Source organism: Stutzerimonas stutzeri (genome assembly GCF_002890895.1).
Taxonomy (GTDB): domain Bacteria; phylum Pseudomonadota; class Gammaproteobacteria; order Pseudomonadales; family Pseudomonadaceae; genus Stutzerimonas; species Stutzerimonas stutzeri_AB.
Genome location: NZ_POUL01000006.1, coordinates 17,805 through 34,189 on the forward strand (window position 1 = coordinate 17,805; position 16,385 = coordinate 34,189).

Sequence of the window (16,385 nt, forward strand, 5' to 3'; positions counted from 1 at the left end):
ACGTTGCGTACGAGCGACGATTGGCCGCGTTGGGTATCATGCGGCCACTGCTTCTCGTGAGATGACCATGCGCCGTTTGCTGAGTCTGCTGATCCTGTTGTTCGCCCTCCCCGCTGTTGCCGGCCTGTTCGACAGCCGCCCCAGCTCGACGCTTGGGGGGCTGAACAACAGTGCTGACTTCCTGCCGGTACGCGAAGCGTTTCGCCTGAACCTGGTCGATTCATCGCCGGAACAGGTCAAGCTGCGCTTCGTCGCAGCGGAGGGCTATTACCTCTACCGCCACCAGTTCAAATTCAGGACCAATACGCCCGGCGTTGTTATCGGCGAAGCGAACCTGCCCGCGGGAGAGCAAAAGACCGACGACTACTTCGGCGAAGTCGAAGTCTATTACGGCGTACTCGACGTCGAACTACCAATTCGCAACCCGCAGAACCAGCCCTTTTCCTTACTGGTGACCTATCAAGGCTGTGCAGACAAGGGTTTGTGCTATCCGCCGGAGACCGAGTCCATCGATATTGGCGGCACGCCGAAGGCCGCATCTGCGGCGACGGATACAAGCATTGCAACTGAGACCACTGCCGGGCTGTCCTGGCGCTCGCTGGCGTTGTTCTTTCTCGCAGGACTGGGGCTGACGTTCACGCCCTGCGTGTTGCCCATGTTGCCGATCCTTTCCGGTGTCGTTTTGCGCGGGCAGATCGGAGGAATGCGCAGCTTTGGTCTGTCGCTCGCGTACGTCCTGCCAATGGCGGCCGGCTTCGCCGTGCTTGGCGCGCTGATGGGCATGTTCGGAGCTGAACTGAATCTGCAGGCCCGCTTGCAGTCGCCCTGGATTCTGGTGCCGTTCGCGCTGTTTTTCGTCGCCTTTGCCTTGGCCATGTTCGGACTGTTCGAGTTACGTTTGCCGCAAGCGATGGGCCACCGCCTCGAGCGCATTGCTGGCAATGCCAGAGGCGGTTCATTCCTCGGTGCCGCGGTGCTCGGTACGGTTTCCAGTCTGCTGGTTTCGCCATGCGTGTCGGCACCGCTTGCGGGCGCCTTGCTGTATATCAGCGCCAGTGGCGATGCGCTGGGTGGCGGCCTCAAGCTGTTCGCCCTTGGCTTAGGAATGGGCACGCCACTGATTCTGTTCGCCATTGGCGGCGGCGCCCTGCTTCCCAAGAGCGGCCCATGGATGGTCACGGTACGCAACGTCTTTGGTGTGATGCTCTTGGCGGTTGCCGTGTGGATGCTCGAGCGAGTATTGCCAGGCCCGCTAGCGCTGGCGCTGTGGGGCTTGCTGGCTGCCGGCTCGGCACTGTTCCTAGGCACACTGGAATTTGGTCTCAAGACACCCCGACAGAAACTCGCACAGCTGCTGGGCCTGGTGCTGCTGGTCTATGCCCTGGCGGCCTGGGTCGGTGCGCTGCAGGGAAACTCCGATCCGCTGCGACCGCTGCCTCGCTCCACCTCAGTTGCCGCCGGTGGCTCCGCCAGCGAAACAGAAGCCTGGCGCACAGTGACTACCCCGGCTCAACTCGACGCCCAACTCAGCGCGGCGCAGGCAGCAGGCCAACTGCTGATGCTCGATTGGTACGCTGACTGGTGTATCAGCTGCAAAGTCATCGAGCGCGAAGTGTTCGCCGCTCCAGAGATTGCGCCACGTCTTGCAGACTACCGCCTGGTTCGCTTCGACATTACCGACAGCAACCCGGAGCAGCGGGCATTGCTCGACCGCTATAAGCTCTTCGGCCCGCCAGCGGTTCTGTTCTTTGATCGCACCGGCAAGGAGCTGACCGACGCAAGGGTCGTCGGCGAAATCGATGCCGGTCAGTTCATGGAGCGACTGGACCGCGCCGAAGCCTCTCTGTAGACAGTCCCTGCAGCAATCTCCAGCCATAATGTCGGCATTTACGCCGATCAAGACATGACTGGACAGTCAGCCCTCGCTTCGTGCATAGTTTTTCCCCTCACCGATGGCCGCTCGCTCAAGCGCCCGTCTGGACAGAACAACAAGGAATACTCATGGCGACGTTTCTGGTCCTCCACGGCCCGAATCTGAATATGCTTGGCACCCGTGAACCCGGCGTCTATGGCGCCACGACGCTGGCGCAGATCAACCAGGATCTGGAGCAGCGAGCCCGTGATGCCGGCCACCATCTGCTGCATCTACAGTCCAATGCCGAGTACGAGCTGATCGAGCGCATCCATGCCGCACGCAGCGAAGGCGTGGACTTCATCCTGATCAATCCCGCCGCCTTTACGCACACCAGCGTTGCGCTACGTGACGCGCTGCTGGCGGTGAGCATCCCATTCATCGAAGTGCACCTGTCAAACGTGCACAAGCGTGAACCTTTCCGCCATCACTCTTATTTCTCGGATGTCGCGGTAGGGGTGATCTGCGGTCTTGGCGCCAGCGGCTACCGCCTGGCATTGGAGGCCGCCCTGGAACAACTCGCTGCTTCCTGACAGGACCGCGCGCAACCCGCGACGGCCTCGAAGAAGCGAGCAGCAATGCCCTTTGAACTTACCTGGGAGTCACTGCTTCATGGATATTCGCAAAGTCAAGAAACTGATCGAGCTGCTGGAAGAGTCTGGTATCGACGAACTGGAAATTCACGAAGGCGAAGAGTCCGTTCGCATCAGCCGTCATAGCAAGCAGGTTGCAATGCAGCAGCCTTATTATGCGCAAGCACCAATGCCGGCCCCCGCAGCCGCTCCGGCCGCCGCACCAGCCGCCGATGCCGCGCCGGCACAACCGAAACTCAATGGCACTGTAGTCCGCTCACCGATGGTCGGCACCTTCTACCGCGCCTCCTCGCCGGAGTCGGCCAACTTCGTTGAAGTCGGCCAGAGCGTTAAGAAAGGCGACATTCTCTGCATCGTCGAAGCGATGAAGATGATGAACCACATCGAGGCCGAAACCAGCGGCACCATCGAATCCATCCTGGTGGAGAATGGTCAGCCGGTCGAATACGACCAGCCGCTGTTCACCATCGTTTGAACCGCGGAGAGCCAGCGATGTTGGAAAAAGTACTAATCGCCAACCGCGGTGAAATCGCCCTGCGGATTTTGCGAGCCTGCAAAGAGCTGGGGATCAAGACCGTCGCGGTTCATTCCACCGCCGATAGGGAGCTGATGCACCTGGCCCTGGCCGACGAGTCCGTCTGCATCGGCCCGGCCCTCGCGACCAACTCCTACCTGCACATCCCCTCGATCATTGCCGCAGCGGAAGTGACCGGCGCTACCGCCATTCATCCCGGCTATGGCTTTCTGGCCGAAAACGCCGATTTCGCCGAACAAGTGGAAAAATCCGGTTTTGCCTTTGTCGGCCCGAAAGCCGAAACCATTCGCCTGATGGGCGACAAGGTCTCGGCCAAGGACGCAATGATCAAAGCCGGAGTACCTGTGGTACCGGGCTCTGACGGACCGCTTCCGGAAGACGAGGCCGAAGCGCTGCGTATCGCTCGTGAAGTGGGCTACCCAGTTATCATCAAGGCCGCTGGTGGCGGTGGCGGCCGCGGCATGCGTGTCGTTCATCACGAAGAAGACCTCATCAAGTCGGCCAAACTGACACGCACCGAAGCGGGCGCGGCGTTCGGAAACCCGATGGTCTATCTCGAGAAGTTCCTCGGCAACCCACGCCACGTGGAAGTTCAGGTGCTGTCCGATGGCCAAGGCAACGCCGTACACCTGGGCGATCGCGACTGCTCGCTCCAACGTCGTCACCAGAAGGTCCTGGAAGAAGCGCCTGCACCGTACATTGATGAAAAGGCACGTGCCGAAGTACTCAAGCGCTGCACTGACGCCTGCGTAGAGATCGGCTATCGGGGCGCCGGTACCTTTGAGTTCCTGTACGAAGATGGGCACTTCTACTTCATCGAGATGAACACCCGCGTTCAGGTAGAGCATCCGGTCACCGAGATGGTGACGGGCGTCGACATCGTCAAGGAAATGCTCAGCATTGCAGCCGGCAACAAGCTGTCGATCAAACAGGACGATGTGGTCATTCGCGGCCATTCCCTGGAATGCCGGATCAATGCCGAAGATCCTTCGAACTTCCTGCCGAGCCCGGGCAAGGTCAAGCACTTCCACGCGCCTGGCGGCTTTGGCGTACGGGTCGATTCGCACCTTTACAGCGGCTATTCGGTACCGCCGAATTACGATTCGCTGATAGGCAAGCTGATCACCTACGGCGCCACTCGTGAAGAAGCCATGGCACGCATGCGCAATGCCCTGGACGAAATCGTCGTCGACGGCATCAAGACCAACATCCCTCTGCACAGGGATCTGGTGCGCGATGAAGGCTTCTGCAAAGGCGGCGTGAACATCCATTATCTGGAAAAGAAGCTGGGAATGGACAAGCACTGATCCAGTGCTGACATCAGCAAGGGCTGCCAAACGGCAGCCCTTGTCGTTTCTGGCATCGCCAAGATGGAAGCCTCCAACACGCTCCAGTAAGATCCCGACTTTTGCGACCGGCTATTCCGATTGCTCGCTCCGAGAGGCCACAATGCCCTGGTTACAACTTCGTCTTGCCATTTCCCCAGAACAGGCAGAAGCCCTCGAAGACGCGCTCCTGGGCGTTGGCGCAGTGTCAGTGACGTTCATGGACGCCGAAGACCAGCCCATATTCGAACCCGACCTCAATACGACGCCACTGTGGTCACATACCCATCTGCTGGCATTGTTTGAAGGCGATGCCGATGAAACTAACCTACTGGCCCACCTGCGGTTGCTAACCGGCGGGGAGTTGCCTGAATACCAGCTTGAGCGCATCGAAGACCAGGACTGGGAACGCAGCTGGATGGACAATTTTCACCCGATGCGTTTCGGCAGCCGTCTCTGGATAGTACCGAGCTGGCACGCTGCTCCGGAGCCGGATGCAGTGAATCTTTTGCTCGACCCCGGGCTGGCCTTTGGCACCGGCACTCACCCAACCACGGCGCTTTGCCTGGAGTGGCTTGATGCTCAGCCATTGGAGGGTCTGGATGTACTCGATTTCGGCTGCGGCTCGGGCATTCTAGCCATTGCTGCCCTGCTCCTGGGTGCGAAGCAAGCGGTCGGAACTGACATCGACGTGCAGGCCCTTGAAGCATCACGCGACAATGCCGGGCGCAACGGCATCGACCCGGCACGCTTCCCGCTGTATCTGCCCGAGCAGCTACCCGAGGGTCAGGCTGACGTGGTGGTCGCCAACATTCTGGCCGGCCCGCTGGTGGCATTGGCGCCGCGCATTATCGAAAGGGTCAAGCACGGCGGCCGTCTCGCCCTGTCGGGAATATTGGCCGAGCAGGCTGAAGAGGTGCGTGCCGCCTATGCCAACCAGTTCGAGCTCGACCCGACGGCGGAAAAAGACGGCTGGGTCCGCATCACCGGTATCCGTCGATTCTGAGCATTGCCTTAGACGCAGCAATCAACTCGGCCGTCCGCCACTGCTGCTTCCAGGCGAGCATGCGCTAGACTACGGCCATTTAAGCCGGACCAACGCATGACCAGCTTCGTCACCCAATGCCCCCATTGCCAGACCAGCTTCCGCGTCAGCCGCACCCAGCTCGGCGCAGCCCAGGGTGTGGTGCGGTGCGGCGCCTGCATGGAGCTTTTCAATGCCGCCCGCCACCTGCAGGACGCAGACACAGCTGGCAGCAGGGAAGCGACCACGGACGCCACCGCCCTAGCTCCTGTCAGCGGAGCATCGAGCGGGCGTGCAGCGCAGGGCAAACCTGCGGGTCAAGACGACACTTTCTGGATCCACGACGATCTGGACCTGGATAGCCTGGACCTCGATGAGGAGCTGGCGAAGCTTGAGCGACAGGAGCTGGAGCTTTCCCGCGAGTTTCTGGAACTGGAGCCGCAACCCGGCGAGCAACAACTCCACCCGCACGCCGATCATTCGACTGATGATGACGAAGCGTGGGCCGAGCAACTGCTGAGTGAGGACTCAGAGCCTCAGGAGCGCAACGAGCCGCCACAAGCGCAACCAGAACCTATTGCCGAACACCCTCGTGACACCGCAGAGATTCGCTTTACTCCGGTGAGTGCCAAACATCCCGCCCCGCCCAGCCCGCTCGGGGCGCCTGGTGATCCAGTGATCGGGCAGCTCAACGCTACTGAACGCGCCGAACCGGTAGTCAATCTGACTACTGACGCTGACGGCGACGATGGGCAAACAACGCTGGCAGCGCGAGACAGGATCGGTACCGAGCGAGAATCGCCGCGCCCGACACGCCAAGACCGCGAGGAGCGTTTGTTCGACCTGGACGATGAACCCTTGCAGCTTGCTTGGCAGGCGCGCCGGCGCCCCTGGGGCCGCTGGCTGGGCTGGGGCTTGTTGAATCTGATAGCGCTGCTGGGATTGGCGACCCAGTATGTGATCTATAACTTTGACGAGCTGGCACGACAGGACGAGTACCGCCCTTGGCTGGAGAAAATCTGCCCTGCGCTGGACTGCAAACTACCGCCCCGAGTCGATATCAGCCAGATCAAGAGTAGCAATCTCGTAGTGCGCAGCCACCCGGATTTCGCTGGAGCACTGGTGGTCGATGCAATCATCTACAACCGTGCGTCATTTGCCCAACCTTTCCCGCTGCTGGAAGTGCGCTTCGATGACATTCGGGGCAACACGCTGGCGCGACGAACCTTCAAGCCGGGCGAATACCTCTCCGGAGAGCTCGCGGGACAACGGGAAATGCCCTCGCAGGTTCCTATCCACATTGCGCTGGACATCTTGGATCCTGGCACAGAGGCGGTGAATTACAGCCTCGCCTTTCGCTCTCCTGACTGACGCCCACTGTGCCCGAGACGACGGGCGGCGCTTACCGCGCGCCGTTTCAGTGCGCCATGCTACCGCTCGCTATAAGTCCGGAGCTGTTCAGATTTTGTTCAGAACAGCCTTTAACCCGTCATCCGTAGCGGGTATTATGCACACCCTTTTTTGCTGTCCCGATCTACCTAACAAGCAGGCTCCAGGCAGGGAATCTTCATGTCAGCGGTACGCATCGGCCCCTACATCCTTCCGAATCGATTGATCCTCGCGCCCATGGCCGGCGTGACCGATCAGCCGTTCCGCCAGTTATGCCGACGTCTGGGCGCCGGCATGGTGGTGTCGGAAATGGTGACCAGCGATGTGCGCCTGTGGAACAGCCGCAAGTCGCGCCTGCGCTTGCTGCATGAGGGGGACCCGGAGCCACGCTCGGTGCAGATCGCTGGGGGCGATCCACAGATGCTGGCCGAAGCGGCCGCTCGAAATGTCGAACTGGGCGCGCAGATTATTGATATCAACATGGGCTGCCCAGCCAAGAAGGTGTGCAACAAGGCTGCCGGCTCCGCACTGATGAAGGATGAAAAACTGGTATCGGAGATACTTGAGGCGGTGGTCGGAGCAGTTGATGTGCCGGTCACGCTGAAGATCCGAACCGGCTGGGACAGGCAGAACAAGAACGGGCTCTCCATAGCGAGAATTGCTGAAGAGTCCGGAATCGCTGCACTGGCCGTACATGGTCGCACGCGTGCCGACCTCTACACCGGTAATGCGGAATACGAGACCGTTGCAGCGATCAAGCAGGCCGTCGCAATACCCGTGTTTGCCAATGGGGACATCGACACGCCAGAAAAGGCCCGCCTGGTACTCGACAAGACCGGTGCGGACGGATTGCTCATTGGCCGTGCGGCCCAGGGTAAGCCGTGGATATTTCGCGAGATCAACCACTACCTCGCGACAGGCGAGTTAATGGCGCCGCCGACGCTGGTTGAGGTCGAAGACATTCTGCTGCAGCACCTTGAGGCGCTGCATGTGTTCTACGGCGATGTGATGGGCGTACGTATCGCCCGCAAGCACGTCAGCTGGTATCTGGCAACACTGCCCGGCGCGCAGGAGTACCGCGGTCGGTTCAATGGTTTGGAAGACAGGGATGCGCAATGCGCCAGCGTTCGGAGGTTTTTCGCCGAGCGCCGTACAAGCCCTGATTCGGGGGAAGGAAAAGGGGTGGCTGCATGACGCTGTTGAACGAAACCTTGTTAACTGGAACAACATCCGTGAGCGACAATGTGAACCTCAAGCAACACCTCAACACGCCCAGCGAAGCAGGCCAGACCTTGCGAGGCAGTGTAGAAAAGGCGTTGCATAATTATTTCGCCCACCTGGAAGGCGCGGACGTTACCGACGTTTACAACCTGGTGCTCTCTGAAGTGGAGGCACCGCTGTTGGAAACCGTGATGAATTACGTCAAAGGCAACCAGACCAAGGCCTCGGAGCTGTTGGGCCTGAACCGCGGCACCCTCCGCAAGAAACTCAAGCAGTACGACCTTCTCTGATCAGCGGCGCGCTCCGATGGAACGGTGCATGCCGGTTCCCAAGGAGTTGCCGCTCGCAGCCTGTAGCTCCTAGGAAATGTCTATGACCGACCAAAGCACCCGCCTTCCCGTCCGCCGCGCGCTGATCAGCGTGTCCGACAAAACCGGCGTCATTGAATTCGCACGCGAACTCGTTGCCCTGGGCGTCGAAATTCTCTCGACCGGCGGCACCTTCAAGCTGCTGCGCGAAAACAAAATCGCCGCGGTCGAAGTGGCCGACTACACCGGTTTCCCAGAAATGATGGACGGCCGGGTCAAGACGCTTCACCCAAAGATCCATGGCGGCATTCTCGGTCGGCGTGATCTGGACGGCGAAGTCATGACCGAGCATGGCATCAATCCGATCGACCTGGTTGCGGTCAACCTGTATCCGTTCGCTGCCACCGTCGCCAAGCCTGGCTGCACGTTGCCGGATGCTATCGAAAATATCGACATCGGCGGCCCGACCATGGTCCGCAGCGCGGCGAAGAACCACAAGGACGTCGCCATCGTTGTCAACGCCGATGACTACACCAGCGTTATCGAAAACTTGAAGGCCGGCGGCCTGACGTATGCGCAACGCTTCGATCTGGCGCTTAAAGCCTTCGAGCACACGGCCTCCTATGACGGCATGATCGCTAACTACCTGGGCACGGTTGATCAGAGCGCCGAGACACTTTCCACCGAAGGCCGCAGCCTGTTGCCGCGCACCTTCACCACCCAGTTCGTCAAGGCGCAGGACATGCGCTACGGCGAGAACCCGCACCAGATTGCGGCGTTCTACGTGGAAACCGCCGACGAAGCCTGCGTTGCTACCGCGCGCCAACTGCAGGGCAAGGAATTGTCCTTCAACAATGTCGCCGATACCGACGCTGCTCTCGAATGCGTAAAAAGCTTCGTCAAGCCAGCCTGTGTCATCGTCAAGCACGCCAATCCGTGCGGCGTCGCCGTGGTCCCGGATGCCGAGGGCGGCATCCGCCAGGCTTACGAGCTGGCCTACGCCACAGACAGCGAGTCCGCGTTCGGCGGCATCATTGCCTTCAACCGCGAACTGGACGGGGAGACGGCGAAAGCCATCGTTGATCGCCAGTTCGTCGAGGTCATCATTGCGCCAAGCATTTCGGCACAAGCGCGTGAGGTAGTCGCAAGCAAAGCCAACGTACGCTTGCTCGAATGCGGCCAGTGGCCAGCCGAGCGTGCGCCGGGCTGGGACTTCAAGCGCGTCAACGGCGGGCTTCTGGTTCAGAGCCGCGATATTGGCATGATCAGCGAAGCCGACCTCAAGGTCGTCACCCAGCGCGCCCCGTCTGAACAGGAAATCCACGACCTGATCTTCGCGTGGAAGGTGGCCAAGTTCGTCAAGTCCAACGCCATCGTCTACGCCAAGAACCGGCAGACCGTCGGGGTCGGCGCCGGCCAGATGAGCCGGGTCAACTCCGCGCGTATTGCGGCGATCAAAGCCGAGCATGCCGGCTTGCCAGTGCCCGGCGCAGTGATGGCCAGCGATGCGTTCTTCCCGTTCCGAGACGGCATCGATAATGCCGCCAAAGCCGGCATCACTGCAGTCATTCAACCTGGCGGGTCCATGCGCGACGCCGAAGTGATTGCCGCAGCAGATGAAGCCGGCATCGCCATGGTGTTCACAGGCATGCGCCATTTCAGGCATTAAAAGCTCGAAGGTGAAGCTGGAAGACTGAAGCCCTGCTGCTTCCGACTTTCAGCTTTCGGCTTCCAGCTCTCAGACGAGAGAATCGAGTATGAAGGTTTTAATTATCGGCAGCGGCGGCCGCGAGCATGCCCTGGCCTGGAAGGTCGCGCAGGATCCCCGCGTAGAGAAAGTGTTCGTCGCGCCCGGCAATGCAGGCACGGCAACTGAAGCAAAGTGTGAAAACGTCGCCATCGATGTGCTGGCCATCGAGCAACTGGCGGACTTCGCCGAACAGAACGTGCAGCTGACAATCGTCGGCCCCGAAGCGCCGCTGGTCAAAGGTGTGGTCGACCTGTTCCGTTTGCGCGGGCTCGACTGCTTCGGCCCGACGGCCGCGGCAGCCCAACTGGAAGGATCCAAGGCATTCACTAAAGACTTTCTCGCTCGTCACAAGATCCCGACCGCCGATTATCAGAACTTCACCGAAGTTGAACCGGCACTCGCTTATTTGCGAGAAAAAGGCGCGCCGATCGTAATCAAGGCCGACGGCCTGGCCGCCGGCAAGGGGGTCATCGTTGCCATGACTCTGACCGAAGCGGAAGAAGCCGTGCGCGACATGCTCTCCGGTAACGCTTTCGGCGATGCGGGCGCGCGGGTGGTGATAGAAGAGTTTCTCGAGGGTGAGGAAGCCAGTTTTATCGTCATGGTCGATGGCGCCAATGTATTACCAATGGCCACCAGCCAGGACCACAAGCGCGTCGGCGACGGCGACACCGGCCCGAACACGGGAGGGATGGGCGCTTATTCCCCAGCGCCAGTGGTAACTGCCGACGTTCACCAGCGCGTGATGGAAGAAGTTATCTGGCCGACCGTGAATGGCATGGCCGCCGAGGGTAACGTTTACACCGGTTTTCTCTACGCCGGCCTCATGATCGACCGCAACGGTGCGCCGAAAGTCATCGAGTTCAATTGCCGCTTCGGCGACCCGGAAACCCAGCCGATCATGTTGCGCCTGCAGTCCAGTCTGGTACTGCTGGTCGAAGCAGCCTTGGCCAAAGCGCTGAACAAGGTCGAAGCGCAGTGGGATTCGCGTCCGAGCCTCGGGGTGGTAATCGCTGCGGGAGGCTATCCGGGTGATTACAGCAAAGGCGCCGTAATCCACGGCCTGGATGCAGCCGCCCAGTTGAACGGCAAGGTCTTCCACGCCGGTACCGCATTGGCGGACGACGACGCGGTGACCACCGCAGGCGGTCGTGTTCTCTGCGCCACGGCGCTTGGCGAGACGGTCTCCGCGGCCCAGCAAAATGCTTATGCACTGGCTGCCCGTATTGAATGGGACGGGCATTTCTATCGCCATGACATAGGCTATCGTGCGATAGCGCGCGAGCAGGGCGAAAGCTAAGCGCCAAAATCGGAGCGATGCGCGCAACGGCAGCTCTTATTGATCGTTGCGCGCATTACTGAGCGCCTGTGCGGTGGTTATAATCCACCGTCACACACATGAAGGGACTTCAATCGTGCGTCGACTCAGGGTCGCCATTGCTTTTACCTTCAGTCTATTGCTGGCTGCGCTGGTCGCATGGCCTGCATTAGGCGCCGCTCCGGAAGCTGCGGCCCTTCCTGTATCGCCAGAAGCCATACCGGCGACAGAGTCCAACTGGCGATTGCTCGTCGATCAATCCGGTCTGCTCACGCTTGATGAGGTTGTCGCCCAGCGCAGCCTGTTCCAGCGGATCGACAAACGCGCCTACGCCGCTCCAGCCAGTGAAAACGCCGTCTGGCTACAGGTAAACCTTCCCGCGCTCGCCGACCCGAACTGGTTGTGGATCTTTGCCCCACGCGTGCAGTACCTCGATTTCTATCTGCTGCGCGACGGGCAGCTGGAACGCCATATCGAGACTGGGGAGCTCCGACCACTCGAGTCGCGCCCGCTGCCTACCCGCGCATATCTGTTTTCGCTGCCCAATGACGATATGCCTCGCGAAGCCTATATCCGCCTGCAGTCGTCACACCCGATCATGGCCTGGTTCAGTACCGTGGATGAGGCTGGGCTGGTCGCGCTGGCGCGCCCGGCTTACCTGTTTGGTGCCTTGTTTGGTGCCTTGGCGCTACTGACGATCTACAACCTGCTGCGTTTCGCTTACACCTTGAGCTACAGCCATGTATGGCTTGCGCTGCTCCACTGCGCCCTGCTCACCAGTGCAGTCGCGAATCTGGGTTTGCTTGCGGTCTGGTCGCCCAAGCTGATCTATAGCCAGCCACTGATCGCCGATTTGGCGGCATTGCTGACCTGTATTTCCTTGCTGGCCTTCACCTACGGTTTTTTCCATCACCGCAAGATAGCTTGGGCGACAGGAGTACTTGCGCTGGAAACAGGCCTGGTCAGCGCGCTTGCAGCCACCATACTGTTCACCGGTCAGCTCTGGTTCAGCTGGTTGATATATGCGCTGGTGCTAGTCACCGCCGTCAGCGTCACCGTCGTGGCTGTTCATCACTGGCGGCAGCGCTACGAGCCCGCCCGGCTGCTGGTCGCGGGGATGCTGTTGTTCGATGGCGGTTTCGTTCTGGTCCTGCCCGTTCTGCTGGGTTTCAATCAGTTCGACCCGGATTGGCTGACTGGCATCATGTTCAGCGTAGCCACCTGTTCCGGGCTGATCCTCAGCTTTGCGCTGCTCGAGCGGCAGCGCCAGATTCAGTCCGACAGCCGCAACCAACATACTGCTGAAGCCGTTAATAGCGCCGAGCTGCGGACCAAAGCGGACTTCCTGGCAAAGATCAGCCATGAGATCCGTACGCCGATGAACGGAGTGCTCGGCATGAGCGAGCTGCTGCTCAGCACCTCGCTATCAGCCAAACAACGTGACTATGTTCAGACGATTCACAGCTCCGGTAATGAGTTGCTCAACCTGATCAACGAAATTCTCGATATTTCCAAGCTGGAGTCAGGACAAATCGAGCTGGACGATGTGCAGTTCGATCTCAACGCCCTCATCGAAGACTGTCTCAGTATCTTCCGCGCCAAGGCCGAACAGCAACGAGTCGAGCTGATCAGCTTTGTCCAACCGCAGATGCCGCACGTGGTGGCTGGCGACCCGACTCGCCTGCGCCAGGCGCTGCTCAACCTGCTCGAGAATGCCTTCAAGCAAACCGAAGAAGGCGAGGTGCTACTGACCGCAGCGGTGGATGAGCGCGAAGGACAGCCCCGTCTGCGCATAACCGTGCAGGACAGTGGCCGTCCGCTGGAGACACAGGAGCGCGACGCCCTGCTCAACGCTGCGCTTGATAGCCGAGACTTTCTCGCCGCGACCCGCCTTGGCGGCCGCCTTGGCCTGATTATCGCCCGGCAGCTGATTCACCTGATGGATGGAGAATTCGGCATTCAGACCGGGGGCATTGCCGGCAACACGCTATGGATGAGTCTGCCACTGGCGGCTGAAATTGCCGAACCCGCCAGCGATCTCGATAACCAGCTCAAAGGCGCCCGGCTGCTGGTAGTGGATGACAACGATACTTGCCGCAAGGTCCTCGGCCAGCAGTGCAGCAGCTGGGGCATGGAGGTCAGTGCGGTGGCCTCAGGCAAAGAGGCGCTGGCGCTGCTGCGGACCAAGGCGCACTTACGCGACTATTTCGACGTGGTTTTGCTGGATCAGGACATGCCCGGCATGACGGGCATGCAGCTGGCGAGCAGAATCAAGGAAGACTTCAGCCTCAATCACGACATCCTGCTGATCATGCTGACGGGCATGAGCAGTGCGCCAAGCAAGATCATTGCGCGCAACGCTGGCATCAAACGCATCCTGGCCAAACCCGTTGCCGGTTACACGCTGAAAACCACCTTGGCAGACGAGCTTGCCCGACGCACCAGCGCGCTCGCACAGTCCTCAGCGACTCAAGCCAACGAGCCTCTATCCGTGCCAGAAGATTTCCGAATCCTGGTCGCCGAAGACAACAGCATATCCACCAAAGTGATCCGCGGCATGCTCAGCAAGCTCAACCTCAAACCGGATACCGCCAGCAATGGCGCGGAGGCGCTCGCACTGATCAAGATGCATCCATACGACCTGGTGTTGATGGACTGTGAGATGCCGGTGATGGACGGCTTTGAAGCCACTACTCAGCTACGGGCGTGGGAAACATTCGAGGCCCGCCCGCGAACGCCGGTGGTTGCGCTGACCGCGCATATTCTCAGTGAGCACCGGGAGCGAGCCCGCGATGCCGGGATGGATGGGCACATGTCCAAACCTGTCGAAATGTCCCAGCTACGCGAGCTGATAGAGCACTGGGCCAGGAGCCGAGCAGCCGCTGCGGATCGCTAGACCCTGGTCATACCCGCCCTACTGATGATCAGCAGGCTTTCAGATCAGGCCGGCATCCGGAACGTTTGGCCCCCAAGGACTTGCTGCCAAAGCCTGATTTCCGCGAGAAATAACTGGCATGAGCGCATCTCTGTTGAGCTTCCCCGCGCATGGCCCCAAGGCGGGGTACGGGTGCCGTGGCCAACGGCATTTAGTCGGACAATGAACAAAACGTCCGGCCCGCTGCCGATAAAAGACCGCCCGAATTATTCCGCGACGCAGCATGACCCATTGTCCGAATCTTCGCTTCGAGGCATAAGCCGTCGCCAAGGAGCCCACGTAATGATGAAGAGGAGCGATGTCGCCTGGACGCTTGTAGGTATCACCGCGGTAGTCCTGTCCGGCTATCTGCTCTATCAGGAAATCCGTAATCTATCGCTGGCGGAATTGACCGACAGTCTCGACGCGATCAGCCAGCGCAGCTGGGTGCTGGCCGGGCTGGCAACGCTGGGCGCTTACGTGGCGCTGGCGTGGTACGACCGGATCGCCATAGCGCACCTCGGTAAACGCATTTCATGGTGGTTCATCACACTCTGTTCATTCACGACCTATGCCCTTGCGCATAATGTCGGTGCCTCGGTGTTCTCCGGCGCGGTGGTGCGGTACCGCGCATATCGCAGCAAAGGACTGACACCCCATGAGATCGGCGTACTGATCGTATTCTGCTCACTGACCTTTTTCCTTGGGACGTTACTGGCGAGTGGTTTCGTGTTGATTGTCAGACCCGAACTGCTCAACAGGCTCGTGGATGTCGATCCGTGGCTATCGATTGCGATAGGCACTTCGCTGCTATGTGTTATCGGACTCTATGTGATCGGTGCCTGGCGACACTTCCCGCCGATGCATGTAGGCAAATGGCACATCACCTACCCGCGCCTGCCTATCGTCGGGCGGCAGCTCATTGCCGCGCCTCTCGAGCTCGCGTGCGCTGCGGCGATCATCTACTTTGCTCTGCCGGACGAAGGCAATCCCGGCTACCTGGTCGTACTTGGCGTATTTCTGGCCTCTTTCTCCCTGGCGTTGCTGTCACATGCGCCCGGCGGACTTGGGGTGCTCGAAGTAACGTTCCTTGCCGCAATGCCAGAGCTGCCCACGGCTGATGTGCTGGCCGCGCTGATCGTATTCAGAGGCTTCTACCTGTTACTGCCGCTTGCCCTGGCTATCTTGGTCGTCGCATTGTTCGAAGCGGGACAGTGGTCGCAGCGACGACGCATTGGCTCGAGGCGCCTCTGAACGAGTCACGAAACGACACTATTGCCCTATGGCTATGCGCGCTTCGCCGCGCGATCATTCGCCCTCTTACGAGACGAAATCGAATCACATGAACAATACCCAACCCAATCGACCGAGCTCTGATCTGCCGGCTGCGCATAAACCGCGCCCGTTGATGGACTTGGCCATCAGCATCGTCATCCCATCACTGATCCTGATGAAGCTCAGCGGGGAAGAACGACTGGGCGCGGATGGCGCACTTCTGCTGGCGCTGGCCTTTCCGCTCAGCTGGGGGCTGTTCGAGCTGGCGAAATACCGCAAGTTCAACTGGATTGCGCTGCTGGGCCTGATAAGCGTGCTGCTCACCGGGGGGATCGGCCTGCTACAGCTCGATCCGCAATGGCTGGCAATCAAGGAAGCTGCGATTCCCGGCATTATTGGGGTCGCCGTGCTGGCGTCTACTCGCACCCGTTTTCCATTGATCCGTACCTTGCTGTACAACCCGAAGGTACTAAACGTCGACAAGGTTCACGAGCAACTTGAGCGCAACGGGCAAACCGCTCACTTCGAGACGCGACTACTGCGAGCGACCTACTTTCTCAGCGTCACCTTCTTTTTTTCGTCATTCATGAATTACGTACTGGCCAAATGGATTGTCCACAGTCCGGCCGGTAGCGAAGCATTCAATGCCGAACTGGGGCGCATGACCTTACTCAGCTACCCCATGATCGCCATCCCGAGCATGGTGATGATGATGGCGATTTTCTACTACCTCTGGAAAACCATTCACGGCCTGACCGGGCTGCGGCTGGAAGACATCATCGCCAATCATGCGCAGACGGATAAGCGGACGTGATCTACGC

General features: G+C 60.0%; 13 protein-coding genes. All 13 read left to right on the forward strand.

All coding sequences use genetic code 11. The annotated features are described in order from the left end of the window. Window positions 1-67 precede the first annotated feature (67 nt). The 13 genes from CXK96_RS12640 to CXK96_RS12700 all read left to right on the forward strand — a co-directional run bounded on the left by CXK96_RS12640 (window position 68) and on the right by CXK96_RS12700 (window position 16,378). Complete coding sequence (locus tag CXK96_RS12640; RefSeq protein WP_102836809.1) at window positions 68-1,849, forward strand: protein-disulfide reductase DsbD; 1,782 nt, start codon at window positions 68-70, stop codon at window positions 1,847-1,849. Window positions 1,850-2,001: 152 nt separating this feature from the next. Beyond that, window positions 2,002-2,445 carry a type II 3-dehydroquinate dehydratase gene (aroQ, locus tag CXK96_RS12645; protein WP_102836810.1) on the forward strand — a complete coding sequence of 148 codons (444 nt, stop codon included), beginning with the start codon at window positions 2,002-2,004 and terminating at the stop codon, window positions 2,443-2,445. Window positions 2,446-2,524: 79 nt separating this feature from the next. Continuing rightward, complete coding sequence (gene accB, locus CXK96_RS12650) at window positions 2,525-2,980, forward strand: acetyl-CoA carboxylase biotin carboxyl carrier protein (RefSeq protein WP_102836811.1); 456 nt, start codon at window positions 2,525-2,527, stop codon at window positions 2,978-2,980. A 17-nt stretch (window positions 2,981-2,997) separates the two neighbouring features. After that, window positions 2,998-4,347, forward strand: coding sequence for an acetyl-CoA carboxylase biotin carboxylase subunit (accC, locus tag CXK96_RS12655; RefSeq protein WP_102836812.1), 1,350 nt, complete (start codon window positions 2,998-3,000; stop codon window positions 4,345-4,347). A gap of 142 nt (window positions 4,348-4,489) precedes the next feature. After that, window positions 4,490-5,371, forward strand: a complete 882-nt coding sequence (gene prmA / locus CXK96_RS12660; protein ID WP_102836813.1) for a 50S ribosomal protein L11 methyltransferase — start codon at window positions 4,490-4,492, stop codon at window positions 5,369-5,371. Window positions 5,372-5,467: 96 nt separating this feature from the next. Next, window positions 5,468-6,760 carry a DUF3426 domain-containing protein gene (locus CXK96_RS12665; RefSeq protein ID WP_102836814.1) on the forward strand — a complete coding sequence of 431 codons (1,293 nt, stop codon included), beginning with the start codon at window positions 5,468-5,470 and terminating at the stop codon, window positions 6,758-6,760. 198 nt (window positions 6,761-6,958) lie between these two features. Further along, the gene (dusB, locus tag CXK96_RS12670) at window positions 6,959-7,972 is read left to right on the forward strand and encodes a tRNA dihydrouridine synthase DusB (protein WP_102836815.1); all 1,014 of its coding nucleotides are present in this window, start codon (window positions 6,959-6,961) and stop codon (window positions 7,970-7,972) included. Continuing rightward, window positions 7,969-8,289, forward strand: coding sequence for a DNA-binding transcriptional regulator Fis (gene fis, locus CXK96_RS12675; protein WP_021208373.1), 321 nt, complete (start codon window positions 7,969-7,971; stop codon window positions 8,287-8,289). Before dusB ends, fis begins: the two co-directional genes overlap by 4 nt. A gap of 82 nt (window positions 8,290-8,371) precedes the next feature. Next, window positions 8,372-9,976: a bifunctional phosphoribosylaminoimidazolecarboxamide formyltransferase/IMP cyclohydrolase gene (gene purH, locus CXK96_RS12680; protein ID WP_102836816.1), complete on the forward strand. Its 1,605-nt coding sequence runs from the start codon at window positions 8,372-8,374 to the stop codon at window positions 9,974-9,976. An 88-nt stretch (window positions 9,977-10,064) separates the two neighbouring features. Then, window positions 10,065-11,357: a phosphoribosylamine--glycine ligase gene (purD, locus tag CXK96_RS12685; RefSeq protein ID WP_102836817.1), complete on the forward strand. Its 1,293-nt coding sequence runs from the start codon at window positions 10,065-10,067 to the stop codon at window positions 11,355-11,357. 115 nt (window positions 11,358-11,472) lie between these two features. Beyond that, window positions 11,473-14,271, forward strand: a complete 2,799-nt coding sequence (locus tag CXK96_RS12690) for a hybrid sensor histidine kinase/response regulator (RefSeq protein ID WP_102836818.1) — start codon at window positions 11,473-11,475, stop codon at window positions 14,269-14,271. A 321-nt stretch (window positions 14,272-14,592) separates the two neighbouring features. Next, on the forward strand, window positions 14,593-15,543 hold the full coding sequence (locus tag CXK96_RS12695; protein WP_102836819.1) for a lysylphosphatidylglycerol synthase transmembrane domain-containing protein: 951 nt from the start codon (window positions 14,593-14,595) through the stop codon (window positions 15,541-15,543). A gap of 88 nt (window positions 15,544-15,631) precedes the next feature. Further along, the gene (locus CXK96_RS12700; RefSeq protein WP_102837053.1) at window positions 15,632-16,378 is read left to right on the forward strand and encodes a VC0807 family protein; all 747 of its coding nucleotides are present in this window, start codon (window positions 15,632-15,634) and stop codon (window positions 16,376-16,378) included. Window positions 16,379-16,385: the final 7 nt, after the last annotated feature.